This window comes from Silanimonas algicola (genome assembly GCF_054777375.1).
Genome location: NZ_BAAHAS010000002.1, coordinates 361290 through 378866, shown reverse-complemented (window position 1 = coordinate 378866; position 17577 = coordinate 361290). Strand labels below are relative to the sequence as shown.

The following is a 17577-nucleotide window of genomic DNA, read 5'->3' as shown; positions in this document are numbered from 1 at the left end:
TTCGTGGACTTTCAGGATTTCCTGAAAGTTTAGTCACTCCCGTCAATCTCGGCGTGAAGAGCCGAGACTCCGTTCGACCGGCGTAAACTTGCGCCCCCACGGAACCCCGCCCTCCCATGCGCCAGCTTCCCCTGTCCGTCGCCCTCGCGGCGGCCGTCCTCGTCCTTTCCCCCGCCGCGGCCCAGAACCGGGGCGCCCGGACGCCCGCCGTGCCGCTGGCCTGCGCGGACTTCGACGGGCACGCCAACCACGCCTGGCGCCAAGCCAACCCGGCATCCCCGGCCCAGCCGGAGCGCAGCCGCCTGGCCGAATTGATGGAGGCCGCCAAGCGGAACCAGACCGCACTGCTCGCCACCGCAGGCAGCGCGCCGCAGGGCGAGGCGGAGGTGCTGCTCGGAGCCTTCTGGGCCGCGGGCATCGACGAGGCCGCGCTCGACCGCCAGAGCGCCGCCGCCGTCCAGAGGCTGCTCGCCCCGCTGGCCCAGCTGCGCCGGCCGCGCGATCTCGCCAAGGTGGGGGCGACCTACCACGCTCTCGGCGTGGCGCCGTTGGCGGAATTCGTCCGGCTCGAAGCGACGTCCAACGGCCATCGGCCGCTCGCCGCCGTGCCGGCTCCGCTTGGCCTGATCGACCCGGTCTTCTACACCTCCAGCGAACCGGAGGTCCGGACGCTGCTCGGGAAGTACCGGACTTACGTCGAGGCCGTTCTTCGCGCCGGCGGCTTGCCCGACGCCGAGATCACCCCGGCCTCGGAGGCCGTGCTGCAGATCGAAACCCAGCTCGCGCAAGCGCTGGTCGGCGAAGGCCCCGACGCCCGCAGCGCCGACACGCTGCGGGCCCAGGACCGCCGCTTCATCGCCCTCGGCTTCGCCGACCTGCTGAAGCAGCTCGGCGCGCGCAGTGAAAACCTCGTCGTGGTGAGCCCGGGCTACTTCGCCACACTGGGGCAACTGGTCGCGGCGGAACGCGATCCCAAGCGGTGGCAGTGGTACCTGCGCTTCCGCGTGCTGCATCGCTTCGCGCCGGAGCTCGGCAGCGATTTCCGACGCGCCCACGGCGGCTTCTTCGCGCAGACCCTTCGCGGCCTCCCCGCGGCACCGACGCGCGTGGAGCACATGGATACCTTGCTGCGCCGCACGCTCGGCGGCCTCAACGACGCGGCATTCAACACCCGCTACGCCCCGGAGGCCAGGCGCCAGCGCGCCAGCGCCGTCGCCGAGGCCGTCCGCGAGGCGGCGGTGGACCTGGTGGCCAAGGCCGGGGCGACCGACGACGCCAATCGCCTCAAGGCGGCGCGCTTCGACATCGCCGGCCAGGGCGCGCCGACGTTCGATGCCAGCGGCCTGGAGTTCAAGACCGACGACCACGTCGGCAACCTGCTGCACTACGGGCGCTGGTCGGAATCGCGCGTGCTCGCCGACCGGCCGCTCGCCATCGATCCGCAGCCGGCGCGCATGCCAGCCGTCCAATGGCTCACCGGCACCGAGACCCTGGCGATCTCTGCCGCCGCCTTGGCGCCGCCGCTGCTCGGTGAATCGGGCAACGTCGCCGACGCCGCCGACTTCGGGGCCTTGGGCGCGCTGGTCGGCCACGAGCTGTCGAAACGCTTGACGCCCGGCTCCCGGGGAGCCGGGCTCGGCGCGCTGTACAACAGCTTCCAGGCCGCCCCCGGCCTGCGGGTCGACGGGGCGCGCACCCTGCCGATGAACCGCGCCGACCTCGCCGGCCTCGAGTTCGCGTGGGCCGCCTTCCAGAAGGCGCAGCCGGAGGCGGATGCCAACACGAAGAAGGCCTTCTTCACCGCGTGGGCAAACCTTTGGGCGAAAAACCAGACCACGGACGCCCTGCGTATCGAAGTCCAGACTTCGCCCTACGCGCCAGCGGCTTTCCGCGTGAATGGCCCGCTGTCGCAACTGCCTGCCTTCGGCGAAACCTACGGCTGCCGCGTGGGCGCGGTGATGCGCAGCGCCAATCCGATCGCGGTGTGGCGCTGATGGCCCTGGTTCCCGGTCAACGCTGGTTCTCGTCCGCCGAGCCGGAGCTCGGCCTCGGCACCGTGCTGCGCATCGCCGGCCGCAGCGTCCAGTTCGTGTTCACCGCCTCCGGCACGGTGCGCCAGTATTCGCTGGAGGCCGCCCCGCTGGTGCGTGCGGTGTTCCGCGCCGGCGACCGCGTGCGCATGGACGGCAAAGAAATCACCATCGAGGCGGTGGAGGAGCGCGGCGGCCTCGTGTTCTACCGTGCCGGCAACGACGAGTTCATGGAAGGCGCGCTCGACGCCGAGCAGCCGGTGTCGAAGGCCGACCAGCGCCTGATCAGCGGCCGCATCGACCGCAACGACCAGTTCGAACGGCGCGTGCGCACGCTCGAGCTGCGCGCCCGCGCCCGCCGCCACCCGGGCTGGGGCGTGCTCGGCGCCCGCATCGACCTCATCCCGCACCAGCTGCGCGTGGTCGAGACCGCCGCCGCGCGCCGCACGCCGCGCCTGCTGCTGGCCGACGAAGTGGGCCTCGGCAAGACCATCGAGGCCTGCGCCATCGCCGCGCAGCAGATCGCCAGCGGTCGCGCCAAACGCGTGCTGGTGCTGACGCCGGAGAGCCTCGTCAACCAGTGGTTCGTCGAGCTGCTGCGCCGCTTCAACCTGCCCTTCGCCATCTACGACGAGGAACGCTGCGAGGCGCTCGAGATGAACGAGCCCTCGCGCAACCCCTTCGAGGACGAACAGTTCGTGCTGGCCTCGGTGGATTGGCTCACCGAACACGACAAGCGCATGAAGCAGCTGGTGCAGGCCGGCTGGGACCTGCTCCTGGTCGACGAGGCGCACCACCTCATCTGGACGCCGGAATTCGAGAGCCCCGGCTACACGCTGGTGGCGGCGCTGGCGAAGCGCGTGCCCGGCCTGCTGCTGCTCACCGCCACGCCCGAGCAGCTCGGCCGCGGCGGCCACTTCGCCCGCCTGCGACTGCTCGATCCGGCGCGCTACACCGACCTCAAGGGCTTCCTCGCCGAGTCCGATCGCTTCGTCGCGCTCTCGCAGCTGGCCGAGCGGATCGACGCTGGCGACGTGACCCGCGCCGACGGCGAGGCGCTCAACGACCTCTTCGCCAACGACCGCGAGTGGCTGGACACCACGCTCGCCGCCATCGAGGCTGGCGATCTCGCCGCCCGCGACGCGCTGATCGAGGCGCTGGTCGACCGCCACGGCACCGGCCGCGTGATGGTGCGCAACCGCCGCGCCGCGGTGGGCGGCTTCCCGAAGCGCATCGCCCACGTCGACCTGCTGCCCGCCACCGACGATGCCGGGCTGCTGGGCCGCCTGCGCGCCGAGTTCGCCTTCGAAGTCGGCGATCTCGACGAGGAGCCGGTGCATGACTACGCCAGGGATCCGCGCCTCGACTGGCTGCTGGACACGCTGAACGCGCTCGGCGGCGAGAAGGCCCTCGTGCTATGCCGCTCGCGCGCCAAGGTGCAGGCCCTCGAAGAGGCGCTGCGCCTGCGTTGGGGCCAACCGGTCGCGCGCTTCCACGAGGACATGAACCTTCTGCAGCGCGACCGCAACGCGGCGTTCTTCGCCGACCCGGACGGCGCACGCGTGCTGATCGCCTCGGAAGTCGGCGCCGAAGGCCGCAACTTCCAGTTCGCCCAGCACCTCGTGCTCTGGGACCTGCCGCTGCACCCCGACATGCTCGAACAGCGCATCGGCCGCCTCGACCGCATCGGCCAGCCGGGCGACGTGCACCTCCACGCCGCGGCCCTCGCCGGCAGCGCGCAGGAAGTCCTGCTGCGCTGGTACCACGAAGGCCTCGACGCCTTCCGCGGCGTGGTGCCGGACGGCCGCGAGCTGCTGCGTCGCAGCGTCGACGAGCTTGTCGCGCTCGCCGAGGCCGACCCGGTGGGGCGGGAGCCCGCCCTCGAGCAGCTGCTCGCCGACACCCGTGCGGCGCACGCCGAGCTGTCCGAACAGATCGCCCGCGGTCGCGACCGCCTGCTCGAGCATGCCAGCCAGCGCGCCGAAGCCGACGAGCTGCGCGCCGCCCTCGCCGACGACGACGCCGACCTCGCCTCGCAGGAGGCGATGCTCGAGCTGCTCGAAGCCTTCGGCATCGAGAACGAGCCGCTCGGCGAAGGCCGCTTCCTGCTCGACCCGGAATACCTCACCGTCGACGGCTTCGACGCGCTGAAGGGCGGGGCCCGCGAAGCCACCTGCGATCGCCGGCTCGCGCTCTCGCGCGACGACCTGCTCTACCTCCGCGCCGACCACCCGATGATCCTTGGCGCGCAGGACCTGATGCTGAGCTCCGAACTCGGCAACGCCTGCCTGCTCATCGACGAGACCTTGCCGCCGCGCACCGCGCTGCTGGAAGCCGTCTACGTGCTGGAATGCATCGCCGACGCCAAGCTCAACATCGCGCGCTTCCTGCCGCCCACGCCGCTGCGCGCCGTGGTCGACACCCGCCTGCAGCGCCGCGACGATTTCACGCCGGATGCCGACTCGGTGGCCAAGGCCGCCGACCGCCAGTTCGACCTCTCGCCGATGCGCAAGGTGCTGAACAGCCTCGTGCCGCCGATGCTCGGCGCCTGCGAAACGAGCGCGCGCCGCGATGCCGCCAGCGTGATCGCCGAAGCCGCTGAACTCGCCGAAACGCGGCTGGGCGGCGAACTCGCGCGACTGGAGTCGCTGGCCCGGGTGAATCCCGCCGTCAGCGAAGCCGACGTGCAGGCCCTGCGCGACGAGCGCGAGGCCGTTCTCGCTGCCCTGCCCGGCGCGCGTCCACGCCTCGACGCCGTGCGCCTCGTGACCAGCCCGGACTTCCTGCTGCTGCGCCGCTGAGGCGCGGACCCACGACGCCGCGACGCGGCGTCGTGGTCATGCGCCCCCCCTTCAGCGCACCGAGCGCAGGGTCGGACGGCGTTTGCCGAACGGCGGGTCCCCGCGCCAATAGCGCATCACCAGCCACGCGCCGAGCATGCCACCGAGGTGGGCGAAGTGCGCCACGCCGCCGGGCGAGGTCAGGCCCATGAACACCGACAGGCCGGCGAGGATCATGACGAGGTACTTCGCTTTGATCGGCACCGGCGGGATCAGCAGCATCAGCTGCTGGTTGGGATACATCAGGCCATAGGCCAGCAGCAGGCCGTAGGCGAGCCCCGAGATGCCGAGCGCCGGCCCGGGCGGGAACACGCCGGCGAGCCCGAACAGCAGGTGCACCGCGCCGGCGGTGAGCACGCAGGCCAGCACGAACTGCACGTAGCGCTGCGTGCCCCACTGCGACTCCAGCATCGCGCCGAGCATCCACACCATGAAGGCGTTGAAGAAAAGATGGATGAAGTCGCCGTGGAGCGCCGCGTAGGTCACGAGCTGCCAGGGCAGGAAGCCGCCGCCGCCGAAGCCCTCGCTGCCCACCGGCCACAGGGCGAACCACCGCACCATCGGCTCGCCGACCAGCCACTGCAGCGCGAACGTTCCGGTGAGGATCCAGAGCAGGTACAGCGTGACGGGAGGCAGGCGCGGCACGGGGCCCTCGATGCGATGGAGACAGGGGCCGGATGATACCGGCCTCAGCGTTCGCTCCGCGTTGCCGGCGGCGGCGCCCAGAGCAGGGCGTCCAGGGTCTCCGCCGCCGTGCGCCGGAGGCTGCGGACCCGCCCGTTCTCCACGACCACCCCCTCGGCGCGCAGACGGGCCGCCTGCTCGGCAAACCCCGGGCTGTCCGGCGGCATGGCAATGCGACCGTCCGAGCGCAACACCCGGTGCCACGGCAGCGCAGGATCGGTGTTCTCGCCGAGCACCCGCGCCACCAGCCGCGCGCCGCGGGTAAACCCGGCCTCCCGCGCCACTTCGCCGTAGCCACGCACCTCGCCCGCCGGGATGCGGCGGATCACCGCGAGGATGGCCTTGGCGTTCGTCGTCATGGTCATGGCGGTACGATACCGCCACCCAAGGAAACCGCCATGCAGAACTTCGAACAGATCCGCGGCCACGTGCAGTCGCACTTCCGCATCACCACCAACGACCCGTACGTGCTCTGCGTCGAACTTTCCCTGGACGCCGGCACGCGGCACCAGAGCGTGTTCCTGGCGGAACTGGAGGACGACGACGGCCGCCGGCTGCTGCGCGCCAGCACCATCATCGCGCCGATCACCGGCATCGACGCCCGCCGCATGCTGGCCTACAACTGGCACTCGCGCGTGGGCTGGCTGGCCATTGGCGAGCTCGACGGCGTCCCCTACCTCCAGCTCTGCGAGAATCGCCCTTACGCCGGCCTCGACGGCGCTGAGCTGGATCGCCTGATCCTGGAGATCGGCGGCCAGGGCGACCGCATGGAGCGACTGCTCTCGGCCGGCGGCGACCTTCTGTAACGCCGCCCGATACCGCCCCTTGGTAGACTCGCGGCCCGTTTGCCCCTTCACCCCGCATGCCCGACGACCCTGACTCGCGACGATCCCTGGCGCTGACCGCGACGGTGCGCCCGTGATCGAATTCCTGCTCATCATCGTCCTGACGCTGGCCAACGGCTTCTTCGCGATGTCCGAGATGGCCGTCATGACCTCCCGCAAAGGACGGCTCAAGCAGCTGGCGAAGGAAAGCCGCGGCGCCCGCAAGGCACTGGAGCTCGCCGAGCATCCGGACGGCTTCCTGTCCTCGGTCCAGGTGTGGATCACCCTGCTAGGCTTGCTGCTCGGCTACTTCGGCGCCGAGACCTTCGCCGTCCACCTGCGCCCACCGCTGCTCGATCTCGGGATTTCCGCCCAGTGGGCCGACTGGATCGCCAAGGCGATCGCCTTCTCGATGATCCTCTACGGGTCGGTGGTGTTCGGCGAGCTGGTGCCCAAGCGGATCGCCACCCTCTATCCCGAACGCATCGCCGCCGCGGTCGCCCTGCCGATGGGCGTGATGACGATGATCGCGAAGCCTTTCGTGTTCGTCTTGGCCACGTCGACGAAGGTCCTGCTCAAGCTGCTGCGCGCCGACCGGAGCGACGGCGACCGCGTCACCGAGGAGGAGATCCGGCTGCTGGTGGCCGAGGGCCACGAGCAGGGCATCATCGACGCCGACGAGCAGGCCATGGTGAACCGCGTCCTGCGCCTCGGCGACCGCAGTGCCGCCAGCCTGATGACGCCCCGCACGCGCATCACCTGGCTCGACGCCAACGCCCCGCTCGAGGAAAACCTCGCGACCATGCGCGAGACACCCTACTCGCGCTATCCCGTCTACCGCGGGAGCGACGCCGAGGTCCTGGGCGTCCTCGAAGTCAAGAGCCTCACCGGCCGGCTGGGCCAGGGCGGAAGCGTCGACCTGTTCGCCACGCTGAAGCCCGTGCTGTTCGTGTCCGAGTCGACCCAGTCGATGCGACTGCTGGAAATCTTCCGTGAGGAGCAGCAGACGATGGCGCTGGTGGTGGATGAATACGGCGAGGTGATCGGCGCCGTCACCGCCAGCGACCTGCTGGGCGCGGTCATGGGTCGCGGCCAGGCCCCCCACGAAGCCAGCGACGAAGAACCCCTGCTCGTCGGGCGCGATGACGGCAGCTGGCTGGTGGACGGTCGCCTGCCCAGCGACGAGACCCGCGAGCTGCTCGGCGTGAGCGCCCTGCCCGGCGAGGAAGACCACGATTTCCACACCATCGCGGGCATGGTCATGGCGCAGTTCGGACGCATCCCCGACACCGGCGAGCACTTCATCTGGGAGGGTTGGCGCATCGAAGTGATCGACCGGGACGGCGCGCGCATCGACAAGCTGCTGGTACAGCGACTCGATCGCGACGACGCCGTGCAGGCCTGAAAGCGGCGCATGGATGACGGGCTGACCACGCGGCGCCTGTTCGAACGCCTCTCCCGCGACCATCCGGCCACCCTGCCCCTCGGGGAACTCCTCGACGCCTTCAGCGAGCGCGCTTTCGGGCTGTTCCTCCTGCTTGCGATCCTGCCCGCCTTCCTGCCGCTCCCTGCCGGTGCCGGTGCCATCAGCGGCCCGCTCGTTTCGCTGGCCGGCCTGCAACTGCTGGCCCAGGCCGAGCATCCTTGGCTACCGCGTTGGCTGCAGCGACGACCGGTTTCCACCGCCTCGCTGGAACGTTTCCGCACGCGCCTTGCCCGGCCGCTGGCCTGGCTCGAACGCGTCAGCCAGCCGCGTTGGCCGGCGATGATCGACCATCCGGCCGCGAAGGCCGCGAGTGGCGCGTTGCTGGTGGTGCTTGGCGGCCTGTTGGCCCTGCCGATCCCGCTCACCAACTACCCCTTCGGACTGGTCTTGCTGGTGTTCGCCATCGCATTGATCGAACGCGACGGCCGCACGCTGGCGCTGGGCTGGGGCCTCGGCGTGGTCGAGATCCTTGCCGTGGCCCTGCTGGTCGACGACGTCGCCGAGGTCCTGACGGGCCTCCTGCAACGACTGCCCCCCCTCCTCTAGGCACGGGGGGAAGGCGGCCGGACGCCGCGGGCGCCCCCGTCAGCCGAACAAGCGCCCGACCTCCTCGGCCGGCAGGGGCCGACCGAGGTAGAAGCCTTGCCCCAACGGGCAGCCGCGCTCGCGCAGCAGGTCGTGCTGGCCTTCGTTCTCGATGCCTTCCGCCACGACCGTCACCCCGAGGGAGTGGGCCATCGCGATCACGCCGGTCGTGAGCGCCAGGTCGTTGGGATCGCGCAACAGGTCGGTGACGAAGCTGCGGTCGATCTTGACGCCGTCGACCGGGACGCGCCGGAGGTGCGACAAGCCGGAGAAGCCCGTGCCGAAGTCGTCGAGCCACACGCCCACGCCCAGGGCGCGAAGTCGGGTGAATGCGGCCGTCGCCTGGGCCTCGTCGCGCAGGATGGCCGTCTCGGTCAGCTCGAGGTGCAGCCGGTTCGGATCGAGGCCGGTGCGATGCAACGCGCCCTCGACCGTTTGCGGCAGGTCGCCAAGCGAGAGCTGGCGCGGGGAAACGTTGATGGCCACGAACGGCGCGCGCGAGCCGTGGGGCGCGGGCCAACGCGTCGCCGAGCGCATCGCCTCCTCGAGCACGCGGTGTCCGATGACCTCGACCTGGCCGCTGTCCTCGGCGATGGCGATGAAGATCGACGGTGGCACCAGTCCGAGCACCGGATGCGTCCATCGCAGCAGGGCCTCGGCGCCGACCGCACGGCCGTCGGTGAGGTCGAAGATGGGCTGGAACGCGAGGCTCATCTCGCCGCGATCCCAAGCGCCGCGCAGGTCATGCTCGAGGCGGACGCGCCGCTCGACTTCCTCGTCGAGTGCGCGGGAATAGAAGCGGAAGCAGCCCTTGCCCGCCGCCTTCGCTTCGTACATGGCCATGTCCGCGTTCTTGACCATCTGTGCCGCGGAAGCGGCGTCATCAGGGAACACCGTGATGCCGATCGATGCGGAGACGACGAGGTCGCGATCGTGCAAGGCCAAGGGGGCGTTGATCGCAGCGAGGATCCGGCGCGCCAGCGACTCCGCGCGCTGCCGGACGTCCATCTCGGGGAAGAGCACCACGAACTCGTCACCACCGAAGCGCGCCAGCTCCGCCGCGTCGATGCCCTCCTCGGCGCAGGCCGCGCGGATCCTCGAAGCCACGTCCACCAGGAGCTCGTCTCCGGCGTGGTGGCCCAGGGTGTCGTTGACGCGCTTGATGTCGTCGAGGTCGATGAACATCAACGCCAGTTCGCCGCTGCTGGCCTGCAGCGTCAGCAGCCGGGATTCGAGCGACTCGCTCAGCGCGAGGCGGTTGCCGAGGCCGGTCAACGGGTCGGTGTAGGCGATGCGGCGGATGTCGCGCTCGTGGCGAGCCACCGAATCGGCCATCCGCGAGAAGACGGTCGTGAGGTCGCCGATCTCGTCGTCGCGCGCCGCGAGGTTGCGGGCCTCCGCGTAGCGCCCGCCCTCGACCGCGGCGGCGGCCTCGGCCAGCGCGCGGATGGGCTTCAACACGTTGCGCCGAAGGGTATACAGCCCGACCAGCCCGAACCCCGCGATCAGGGCGAGGCCGCCGAGCAGCCAGCGGACGTGGGCGGCGCGCGTCTCCGCAAGGCGCGACTCGACGGTCTCGCTCCACACCGACGCGGCGCGCGCGCCCTCCTCCATGGAGAGCCCCACCCGCACCCAGCCGACCCGCTGCTCGCCAAGGCGAACCGGCGCGTTCAGGTGCAGGCGATCCTCCGACCAGTGTGCCTCGACGCCGCCATGCAGGTTCCCGGTCCGCGGGCCGCCGGCGGTGCCCAGCGCGGGCATCGATTCGCCGAAGCGGGCGATGTCGCGGCTGCCGTCGTGGACGATCCGGCCCTCGGCGTCAGCGACAAGCACGTACACCACGTCGGCCTGCTGGCCGGTGTTGCGCGCGTATTCGCCGATGCGTTCCAGGTCGAGGAAGTACAGCGGGTTGGCCACCGCGTTGGCGAGCTGGTTGGCCAGCGCCGAGCCGCGCTGCTGCAGACCCTCGCGCACGACATCCAGGACGAGGGCATCGCCGCCCTCCCGCATCGCGACGAAGCTGCGCTGTTCGCGCCATATCAGGCCGGCGAAGATCAAGGCCACCGTCGCCACGCACAGCGTGACCCAGCCCAGCATCTGGGCGCGCAGCGTCCAGCGGAACCTCACTCGATGGCCTCCCGCGTCCGGCGCGCGGATTCGGCGAGCACCTCGAGGGCCGCGGCATTCTCCGGCGTCACCTCGGCGAAGCGGGTCGTGCCGAAGAAGCGGCGCAGTGCCGGCGCCGCGGCCGGGTCGACCGACGCCTGCAGGAGCACGGCACGAAGGCGGTCGCGCACCCGCGGATCGAGGTCGGCGCGCACGATCTCCATGGCCCGCGGAGCGCTCATGCTCCGGCCGACCACGCGAAGCGAGGCGGCGCGGGGATCGCGCTCCACCAGCTCGGCGAAATCGACGTCGCTGAACGCCCCGGCATCGACCACCCCCTTCATCACCCAGGTGGCGATGTTGGCCTCGGTATTGCCGAAGACGTAGCCCACACCACCGCTTCGCGGGCGATCGGTAGGGGACGGCAGGATCTCCATCGGCACGCCGGCATCGAGCAGCGTGATCGCCGGCAGCAGATAGGCGCTCGTCGACGCCGGACTCTGCAGCGCGAGGCGACGGCCACGCAGGTCACCCATCGAGCGGATCGGCGAATCGCCTCTGACGAACACCACCGAACGGTAGTGGCTGACGCCATTGCGTTCGGTCAACAGCAGCACCGGCGCGCTCGCGCGATGGATGAGGGTGAGGCCCGTGGCGGCCGTTTCGGTCACCCAGTCGACACGCCCATGGCGCAGGTAGCTCGTCATCCGCGAGGCATCGCGCGCCATCAGGATGCGGCCTTCGCGGATGCCCACGTCGGCCATCCGCGGCACGACGTAATCGAGCAAGGGCCTCAGTTGGTCGTAGTGGCGCTGCGGATCGTCGCTGATGCGACCGAGGACGAGGACGCCGGGTCCGGCCGCGGCGATGGACGCCCAGGCCATGCACACCATCGCTGCAACTGCACGAAACCGCTTTCGCCCGTCCATCCTCGGCCTTGACACCGTGTAACCCGCCGAGTCTGACACGAATTGACGATTATTGTGACTTCTTTGCTCCGGCCAAACGGGCCATGCGCTGGGCGTCGGCGAGGATGCCATGCAACACGCGCACCTCGCGCTCGTCCGGCGCCGCGCGCAGGAACAACCGGCGCAGCCGGCGCATCACGGTCAGCCCGCTGCGGCCTTTGTGGAAGTCGATGTCGTGCAGGGCCTCGTCGAGGTGGGCGAAGAAGCGCTCCATCTGGTCGTGCGTGGCCGGCGGCCGTTCATCGAGCGGATCACGCGAGGCTGCCACGCCCGCTTCAGCCATCGCGGCCAGGCGGAGTTCGTACGCCAGCACCTGTACGGCCTGCGAGAGGTTCAACGAACTGAACGCCGGATCGGTCGGGATGCACACCGAGGCGTGGCAGAGCTGGAGCTCCGCGTTCTCGAGGCCGGTGCGCTCGGGCCCGAACACCAGGGCCACGTCTCCGTGCCGCGACGCCTCCAGCAGCCGCGCCGCGGCGTCGCGCGGCGTCAGCTCGGGCATCGGAACCGCACGCTGCGTCGCGGTGCTGCCCAGCACCAGCGTGCAGCCCGCCACGGCTTCGGTCAGCGTCCCGAAGATGCGGGCACCCTCGAGCAGGTCGTCGGCCCCGGCGGCCAACGCCGTGGCGTCGGCATGCGGGAACTTCTCCGGCGACACGAGATGCATGGCGCCGAACCCCATCGTCTTCAGCGCGCGGGCCGATGAACCGATGTTGCGCGGATGCTGGGTGCCCACGAGCACCATGCGGACCCGTTCAAGCGCGCGCAAGGTTGCCTCCGGGGAATCGGTTAAACTCCGCGCCGGCCCGGCACCGACCGGGTCCACGTTCTTCACACAATCCAGCGGAAAGAGGCGGGCAGCGCATGCAGAACCCTGTCGTCAATGTCATGGTCAAGGCCGCGCGTGCCGCGGGCAACGTCCTGCTGCGCAACATGTCGCGCCTCGAGAGCCTCAACGTCGTCGAGAAGGCCCGCCAGGATTACGCCAGCGAAGTGGACGGCCTCGCCGAGCGCGAGATCATACGCGAGCTGAAGCGCGCCTACCCCGACTACGCCATCCTCGGCGAAGAGACCGGCCAGACCGGCAAGGGGCGCTATACCTTCATCGTCGATCCGCTCGACGGCACCTCGAACTACCTGCGTGGCATCCCGCATTTCTGCGTGTCGATCGCACTCGTCGACAATGGCGAGCCGACCGACGCGGTCATCTACGACCCGCTGCGAAACGAGCTGTTCTGCGCCTCGCGCGGCGCGGGGGCCGTGTTGAACGACCGTCGCATCCGCATCAACACGAACCGCGAGATCGGCGGCGCCGTGCTCATCAGCGGCTTCCCGCCGCGTGAGCGCAAGCGCATCGGACCGCAGCTCAAGTGCATCGAGATGCTGCTCAAGGACGCCGAAGACGTTCGCCGCACCGGCTCGGCCGCGCTCGACCTCGCGTGGGTCGCGGCCGGTCGCTCCGACGGCTACGTCGAGGCGGGCGTGAAGGCCTGGGACATCGCCGCCGGCATCCTGCTGGTGCGCGAGGCCGGTGGCCGCGCCTGCGATTTCAAGGGCCGCAACGAGAAGATCCTGTTCGAAGGCCAGTGCATCGCCGGCCCGATGAAGGTCGTCGACGCCGTCCAGAAGGCCGTGCAGGAATCCGGCTGGCTCGCCAGCTTCGCGCCGCCGCCGCTGAACCCCGACAGCGCCGCCTGAGAGCCCCGGGTTCAGCGCGCCTGGGAGGCGATCAAGTGGGCGAGGCGGTCGGTATTGAGGTTGCTGGCCAAACGCACTTCGCCGGAAGTGAGCATCCTCGGCATGCGCTTCGTCAGCCACGCGAGGTCGGCGTCCGGCGCTAGCGGGACGTTCGGCAACAGGCCCAGCCAACCGTTCCTTCCGCCCTGCTTCACCGTGTAGAGCGCGAGATCGGCAAGGGCCACGACCGCTTCCCAGCCGAGCGCCTGCGGCGCGGCAGGATCCCACGGCAGGGGCGCCCAGCCGATGCTGGCGGTGATCGCGAACGGCGTCCCGTTGTGCACGAACGGCGTTCCGGCGATGGCGTCCCGCACCCGTTCGGCGAGCTCCGCAGCGCGTTCGCGGTGGGTGTCCCGCGCGACGACGAGAAACTCCTCGCCGCCCCAGCGGACGAGGTGGTCGCTGGTACGGAACACCGCCCGGAGTCGCTCCGCGAACTGGCGCAGAAGCTCGTCGCCGGCCGCATGGCCATGGCGGTCGTTGACATCCTTGAAATGATCGACATCGATGAGGAAGACCATCATGTCGTCCGGGGATTCGCCACCGGACTGCGACCGCCGGCGCATCCAGAGGGCCATCTCCGAAGCCATCTGCAGCGACATGAATCGCCGGTTCCGAAGCCCGGTGAGTGGATCGGTGAGGCTGGCCTCCTCGAATTCGCGGGTGCGGACGCGCAGGGCCTCCGAAAGCACGCGCAGCTCGGCGGTGCGCCGCTCGACCTCGCCCTCGAGGGCGAGGCGCGCGCGTTCCAGCGACCTCGTGCGCCAGCGCACCAGCAACGTGGTCGCGATTGCGGCCAGGGCAAAGGCCAGCACGGCGAAGGCCGGTGTCTGCCACCAACGGGGCTCGACGATGATCGCCAAGGCTTCCTGCGGCTCGCTCCACTCCCCGCCGCGATTGCTGCCTTGGATGAAGAACCGGTAGCGCCCCGGCCAGAGGTTGCCGTAGGCGGCGACGCGGTTCTCGCGCGTGGCTTCGATCCAGGCCTCGTCCACGCCCTCGAGGCGGTAGCGGTGTCGGTTGCGGGTGGCGGCGCTGAAATCGAGCGACGCGAATTCGATGGTGAACCCGCGCCCGCCGCTCGCGATGCGCAGCTCCCGCGCCTTGGGACCGAGCGGCTGCCTTCGGCCGTCGACATGGGCGCTGGTGACGACCACGGGCGGGGCGAACGTCCAGGGCGTGTACGCCTCCGGCGTGACCACCAGCACGCCCTCGCGACCGCCGAACGCGAGCCGGCCACCGCCCAGGCGGGCATAGGACCGGAACCATCCGGTCCCGACCTGTGCGCCGTCCGCCGGCAGCAGTTGGCGCATACGGTCCCCTGCCGGGTCGAACATCGCGCCCTGGGTCCAGATCCGGCCGTCCGCATCGTCGAGCAGGTTGGCTCCGAAGCTGACCCCCGCGCGGCCATGACGGACGCTGACCGCATCGAAATCGACCACCGCATCACGGCGGCCGATCGCCCGATGGAGGCCATCGGCATCGACCCACAGCACGCCGTCGCGATCCACGAGCACGCCATTGACGTCGAACGTGGCCTTTCGGCCCTCGACGCGCGTCTCCACCGGACGCAACGACCGGGCACCGGTATCCAGCCAGAACAGGCCCGCGCTGCCGCCCACCCAGGCTCCGCCCGAATCGAAGGCCAACGCCTCGATGCTGCCCGCGACCCGCCGGCCCGTGACATCGCCAATCCGCCGCGGTACGCCGCCCGTCGCGTCGACGACGAACAGGCCGTCGGCGGTGCCGACCCACAGGCCGCCATCGGACGCCGGCCACAACCGTCGGACCGCGGACCCCTCGAGGAACTCGGGACCGGCCACGCGCTGGAATCCGTCGGCACCGGGGCGGCGCAGGAACAAGCCGCGCTCCGTGCCGACCCACAGGCTGCCATCGGCGCCCGCGGCGACGCCGGACGGCTGGTCGCCTTCGAGCGCGCCAGCCTCCGCCTGCCCCGGCCGCAGCAGGTCGCGAAGCACCAGATCACCATCCATCCTCGCAACGCCCACGCCGGCCAGGCCCAGCCACAAGCCGCCCTCCCGGTCTTCGCCCATCGTCAGCACGTTGAACTGGGCCATCGGCGGATCGACGCCGGGCTGATGGCGGCGACTCAGCAGGCCGCGCGGCCGGGGGTCGGTGCGCTGCACGCCGCCGCCGAAACTGCCGACCCAGAGCAGCCCCGACGCGTCGACCAGCAGCGCGCGCACTTCGGCCGGGTCGAGGCCCAGGGCTTGACCGGGCACGGCCCGGAGGAACCGCAATGGACGCGCGTCGTCCCCGGCATGCACGTCGATGCCCCCCGGATGCCCGACCCACACCTCCCCGGGCAACGGCTCGGCGACGGCACTGATGCCGTTCCCCATCCAACGCCGCACTTCGGCGGCGGTCGGCACGCGGTCGGCCGCGGCGACGGCCCGGGGGATCACGGCGACCTGGCCCTGCTGCGCCCCGACCCACAAATCGCCCGAGCCGACCTGGGCGATCGCCCGGATGCGTGCGTTGGCGAAGCCGAGGGGATCGCCCGCCTCGGAAAGCACGCGCTCGAACGTGTCGCTGCCGGCACGCCGGCGGGCGAGGCCGCGCCAGGTCCCGACCCAGAGATGGCCGTCGCGATCGACCTGGATCGCCGAAATTCGGTCATCGGGGAGCGAGCCGGGTGCCGTCGGATCGTGGCGCCACACGTCGGTGCGCCGCGCGATGGGATCGAGACGGCGCAGGCCACCGCCGGTCGACCCGATCCACAGGCCCCCGTCGACGGCGTCCGCCAAGGCGCGGATCGGCAGCGTCGGGACGCCGTCCGACGCACCGAAACGCTCGAACCGGTCGGCCTCCGCGTCGTAGCGCGCGACGCCCCCGGACTCGGTGCCCACCCAGATGCGTCCGTCGCGTGCGCGATGCAGGACGCGAACCACGTTGCCAGGCAGGCTCGCGGGGTCGTCCGGGCGGGACTGGTAAAGGCGGAACCGGTAGCCGTCGAAGCGGACCAGGCCACCCGTCGTGGCGATCCAGAGCAAGCCTTGGGCGTCCTGGGCGAGGCCGGTCACCACGCCCTCGGGCACCTGCTCCACGTCGCCGACCCGTTCGAACATGAGCGGGGGCGGCGCCACCGCGGCAACGACGGGCGCGACCGCGACGAGCCCGACCACCGCGGCGACCATGACGACGATGCGATACCGCCAGCGGCGCCTTGCCGGCGCGGGCCGCGCCGGGCGCTTCATCGCGCCGTTCGAATCACCCGCCGCCACCGCGCTTTCCGCCATCCCCGCCCCCGTCCACGCCGAGACCGGCACTGTACCCGGAACGACGAAGGCCGCGGATGCTCCGCGGCCTTCGGAGGCCATGGGCGGCCGAATCTCAGGGCCGCCGGTCGAGCTCGCTGTCGTCCTTCGCCTTCGGCAGGAGGTCCTGCTTCGTCACGTTCATCCATACCAGCAGGGGGCAGGCGATGAAGATGGACGAGACGGTGCCGACGATGATGCCGATCATCTGCGCTTCGGCCATGCCGTGCAGGCTGTCGCCGCCGTAGAGGTACAGCGCGAGGACGGTCAGGAAGGCGACGGCCGACGTGATGATGGTGCGCGAGAGGGTCTGATTGACCGACCGGTTCAGCACCTCGTTCGCCGACACGTTGTGCAACCCGCGGAAATTCTCGCGCACGCGGTCGAACACGACGATGGTGTCGTTGATCGAATAACCCATCACCGAGAGGACGCCGGCCAACGCGATCAGGTCGAACTCGCGCTGCGACAGCGCGAACCAGCCGACCACCAGCACGACGTCGTGCATCGTGGTGATGATCGCGGCGACGGCGAACTTCCACTCGAAGCGGAAGGTGATGTAGACGAGGAAGCCGGCGACCACGAAGAACATCGCCAGCATGCCGTTGTAGGCGAGCTCCTTGCCCACCTGGGGACCGACGAAGTCGGAGCGGAGGACGCTGACGGCGTTTCCGGGCTCGCCGAGCAGGTCGGCCAGTTCGCCGCCGGTGGCCGCCGCGCTGGCCTGCAGGGCCGCTTCGCCGGCATCGGCGTCGCGGGGCTGCAGCCGGATGATGATGTCGCTCTCGGACCCGAAGGTCTGGACGATCGGGCTCGCATAGCCGGCGTCCTCCAGCTTGGCCCGGACGGCTTCCAGGTCGGGCGCCTGCTCGAACTGCAGCTCCGCGACCGTGCCGCCGGTGAAGTCGAGGGCGAAGTTGAAGCCGCGGATCGGCATCAGGGCGATCGCCGCCGCCATGAGGCCGAAGGCGATCGTCATCGCCAGCACGCGCCAGCGAAGGAAGTCGACGTTGGTTTCGAAGGGAATCAGGCGGAACAC

Annotated in this window: 13 protein-coding genes; 6 read left to right on the top strand and 7 right to left on the bottom strand. The window is 70.7% G+C overall.

What is annotated here, in order from left to right:
* Positions 1-116: 116 nt before the first annotated feature.
* Positions 117-1994, top strand: coding sequence for a M13 family metallopeptidase (locus ACYVAK_RS06925; protein WP_461059301.1), 1878 nt, complete (start codon positions 117-119; stop codon positions 1992-1994).
* Complete coding sequence (rapA, locus tag ACYVAK_RS06920) at positions 1994-4831, top strand: RNA polymerase-associated protein RapA (RefSeq protein WP_461059299.1); 2838 nt, start codon at positions 1994-1996, stop codon at positions 4829-4831. The genes ACYVAK_RS06925 and rapA overlap by 1 nt, the downstream gene beginning before the upstream one ends.
* Before the next feature lie 51 nt (positions 4832-4882).
* On the opposite strand, the gene ACYVAK_RS06915 is transcribed toward rapA, so the two are convergent.
* Complete coding sequence (locus ACYVAK_RS06915) at positions 4883-5515, bottom strand: rhomboid family intramembrane serine protease (protein WP_461059297.1); 633 nt, start codon at positions 5513-5515, stop codon at positions 4883-4885.
* Between the two features lie 44 nt (positions 5516-5559).
* Positions 5560-5919, bottom strand: a complete 360-nt coding sequence (locus tag ACYVAK_RS06910; RefSeq protein ID WP_461059295.1) for an MGMT family protein — start codon at positions 5917-5919, stop codon at positions 5560-5562.
* Positions 5920-5952: 33 nt separating this feature from the next.
* Here ACYVAK_RS06910 and ACYVAK_RS06905 point away from each other — a divergent pair, with 33 nt between their 5' ends.
* From ACYVAK_RS06905 to ACYVAK_RS06895, 3 genes are all read left to right on the top strand, one after another.
* A complete protein-coding gene (locus ACYVAK_RS06905; RefSeq protein ID WP_461059293.1) occupies positions 5953-6360 on the top strand; it encodes a hypothetical protein in 408 nt (135 codons plus the stop codon).
* Between the two features lie 112 nt (positions 6361-6472).
* Positions 6473-7783, top strand: coding sequence for a hemolysin family protein (locus ACYVAK_RS06900; RefSeq protein ID WP_461059291.1), 1311 nt, complete (start codon positions 6473-6475; stop codon positions 7781-7783).
* Between the two features lie 9 nt (positions 7784-7792).
* Complete coding sequence (locus ACYVAK_RS06895) at positions 7793-8410, top strand: exopolysaccharide biosynthesis protein (RefSeq protein ID WP_461059289.1); 618 nt, start codon at positions 7793-7795, stop codon at positions 8408-8410.
* Positions 8411-8449: 39 nt separating this feature from the next.
* Here the strand turns inward: ACYVAK_RS06895 and ACYVAK_RS06890 are convergent, their stop codons facing one another.
* From ACYVAK_RS06890 to ACYVAK_RS06880, 3 genes are all read right to left on the bottom strand, one after another.
* Complete coding sequence (locus ACYVAK_RS06890) at positions 8450-10576, bottom strand: putative bifunctional diguanylate cyclase/phosphodiesterase (protein WP_461059287.1); 2127 nt, start codon at positions 10574-10576, stop codon at positions 8450-8452.
* On the bottom strand, positions 10573-11439 hold the full coding sequence (locus ACYVAK_RS06885; RefSeq protein WP_461059285.1) for a phosphate/phosphite/phosphonate ABC transporter substrate-binding protein: 867 nt from the start codon (positions 11437-11439) through the stop codon (positions 10573-10575). Before ACYVAK_RS06885 ends, ACYVAK_RS06890 begins: the two co-directional genes overlap by 4 nt.
* Positions 11440-11533: 94 nt before the next feature.
* Complete coding sequence (locus ACYVAK_RS06880; protein ID WP_461059283.1) at positions 11534-12292, bottom strand: RNA methyltransferase; 759 nt, start codon at positions 12290-12292, stop codon at positions 11534-11536.
* A gap of 95 nt (positions 12293-12387) precedes the next feature.
* Between ACYVAK_RS06880 and ACYVAK_RS06875 the strand changes: the two genes are divergently transcribed.
* A complete protein-coding gene (locus tag ACYVAK_RS06875; RefSeq protein WP_461059281.1) occupies positions 12388-13221 on the top strand; it encodes an inositol monophosphatase family protein in 834 nt (277 codons plus the stop codon).
* Between the two features lie 11 nt (positions 13222-13232).
* Here ACYVAK_RS06875 and ACYVAK_RS06870 read toward each other — a convergent pair whose 3' ends face one another.
* Positions 13233-16520, bottom strand: a complete 3288-nt coding sequence (locus ACYVAK_RS06870) for a diguanylate cyclase (protein ID WP_461059279.1) — start codon at positions 16518-16520, stop codon at positions 13233-13235.
* A 94-nt stretch (positions 16521-16614) separates the two neighbouring features.
* Positions 16615-17577, bottom strand: coding sequence for a protein translocase subunit SecF (secF, locus tag ACYVAK_RS06865; protein WP_461059277.1), 963 nt, complete (start codon positions 17575-17577; stop codon positions 16615-16617).

What these genes read in the sequence shown, in the direction of transcription:
- ACYVAK_RS06925 (WP_461059301.1), top strand. Translation starts at nt 117, where the DNA reads ATGCGCCAGCTTCCCCTGTCCGTCGCCCTCGCGGCGGCCGTCCTCGTC.
- rapA (WP_461059299.1), top strand. Translation starts at nt 1,994, where the DNA reads ATGGCCCTGGTTCCCGGTCAACGCTGGTTCTCGTCCGCCGAGCCGGAG.
- ACYVAK_RS06910 (WP_461059295.1), bottom strand. Translation starts at nt 5,919, where the DNA reads ATGACCATGACGACGAACGCCAAGGCCATCCTCGCGGTGATCCGCCGC.
- ACYVAK_RS06905 (WP_461059293.1), top strand. Translation starts at nt 5,953, where the DNA reads ATGCAGAACTTCGAACAGATCCGCGGCCACGTGCAGTCGCACTTCCGC.
- ACYVAK_RS06895 (WP_461059289.1), top strand. Translation starts at nt 7,793, where the DNA reads ATGGATGACGGGCTGACCACGCGGCGCCTGTTCGAACGCCTCTCCCGC.
- ACYVAK_RS06885 (WP_461059285.1), bottom strand. Translation starts at nt 11,439, where the DNA reads ATGGCCTGGGCGTCCATCGCCGCGGCCGGACCCGGCGTCCTCGTCCTC.
- ACYVAK_RS06875 (WP_461059281.1), top strand. Translation starts at nt 12,388, where the DNA reads ATGCAGAACCCTGTCGTCAATGTCATGGTCAAGGCCGCGCGTGCCGCG.
- ACYVAK_RS06870 (WP_461059279.1), bottom strand. Translation starts at nt 16,520, where the DNA reads ATGGCGGAAAGCGCGGTGGCGGCGGGTGATTCGAACGGCGCGATGAAG.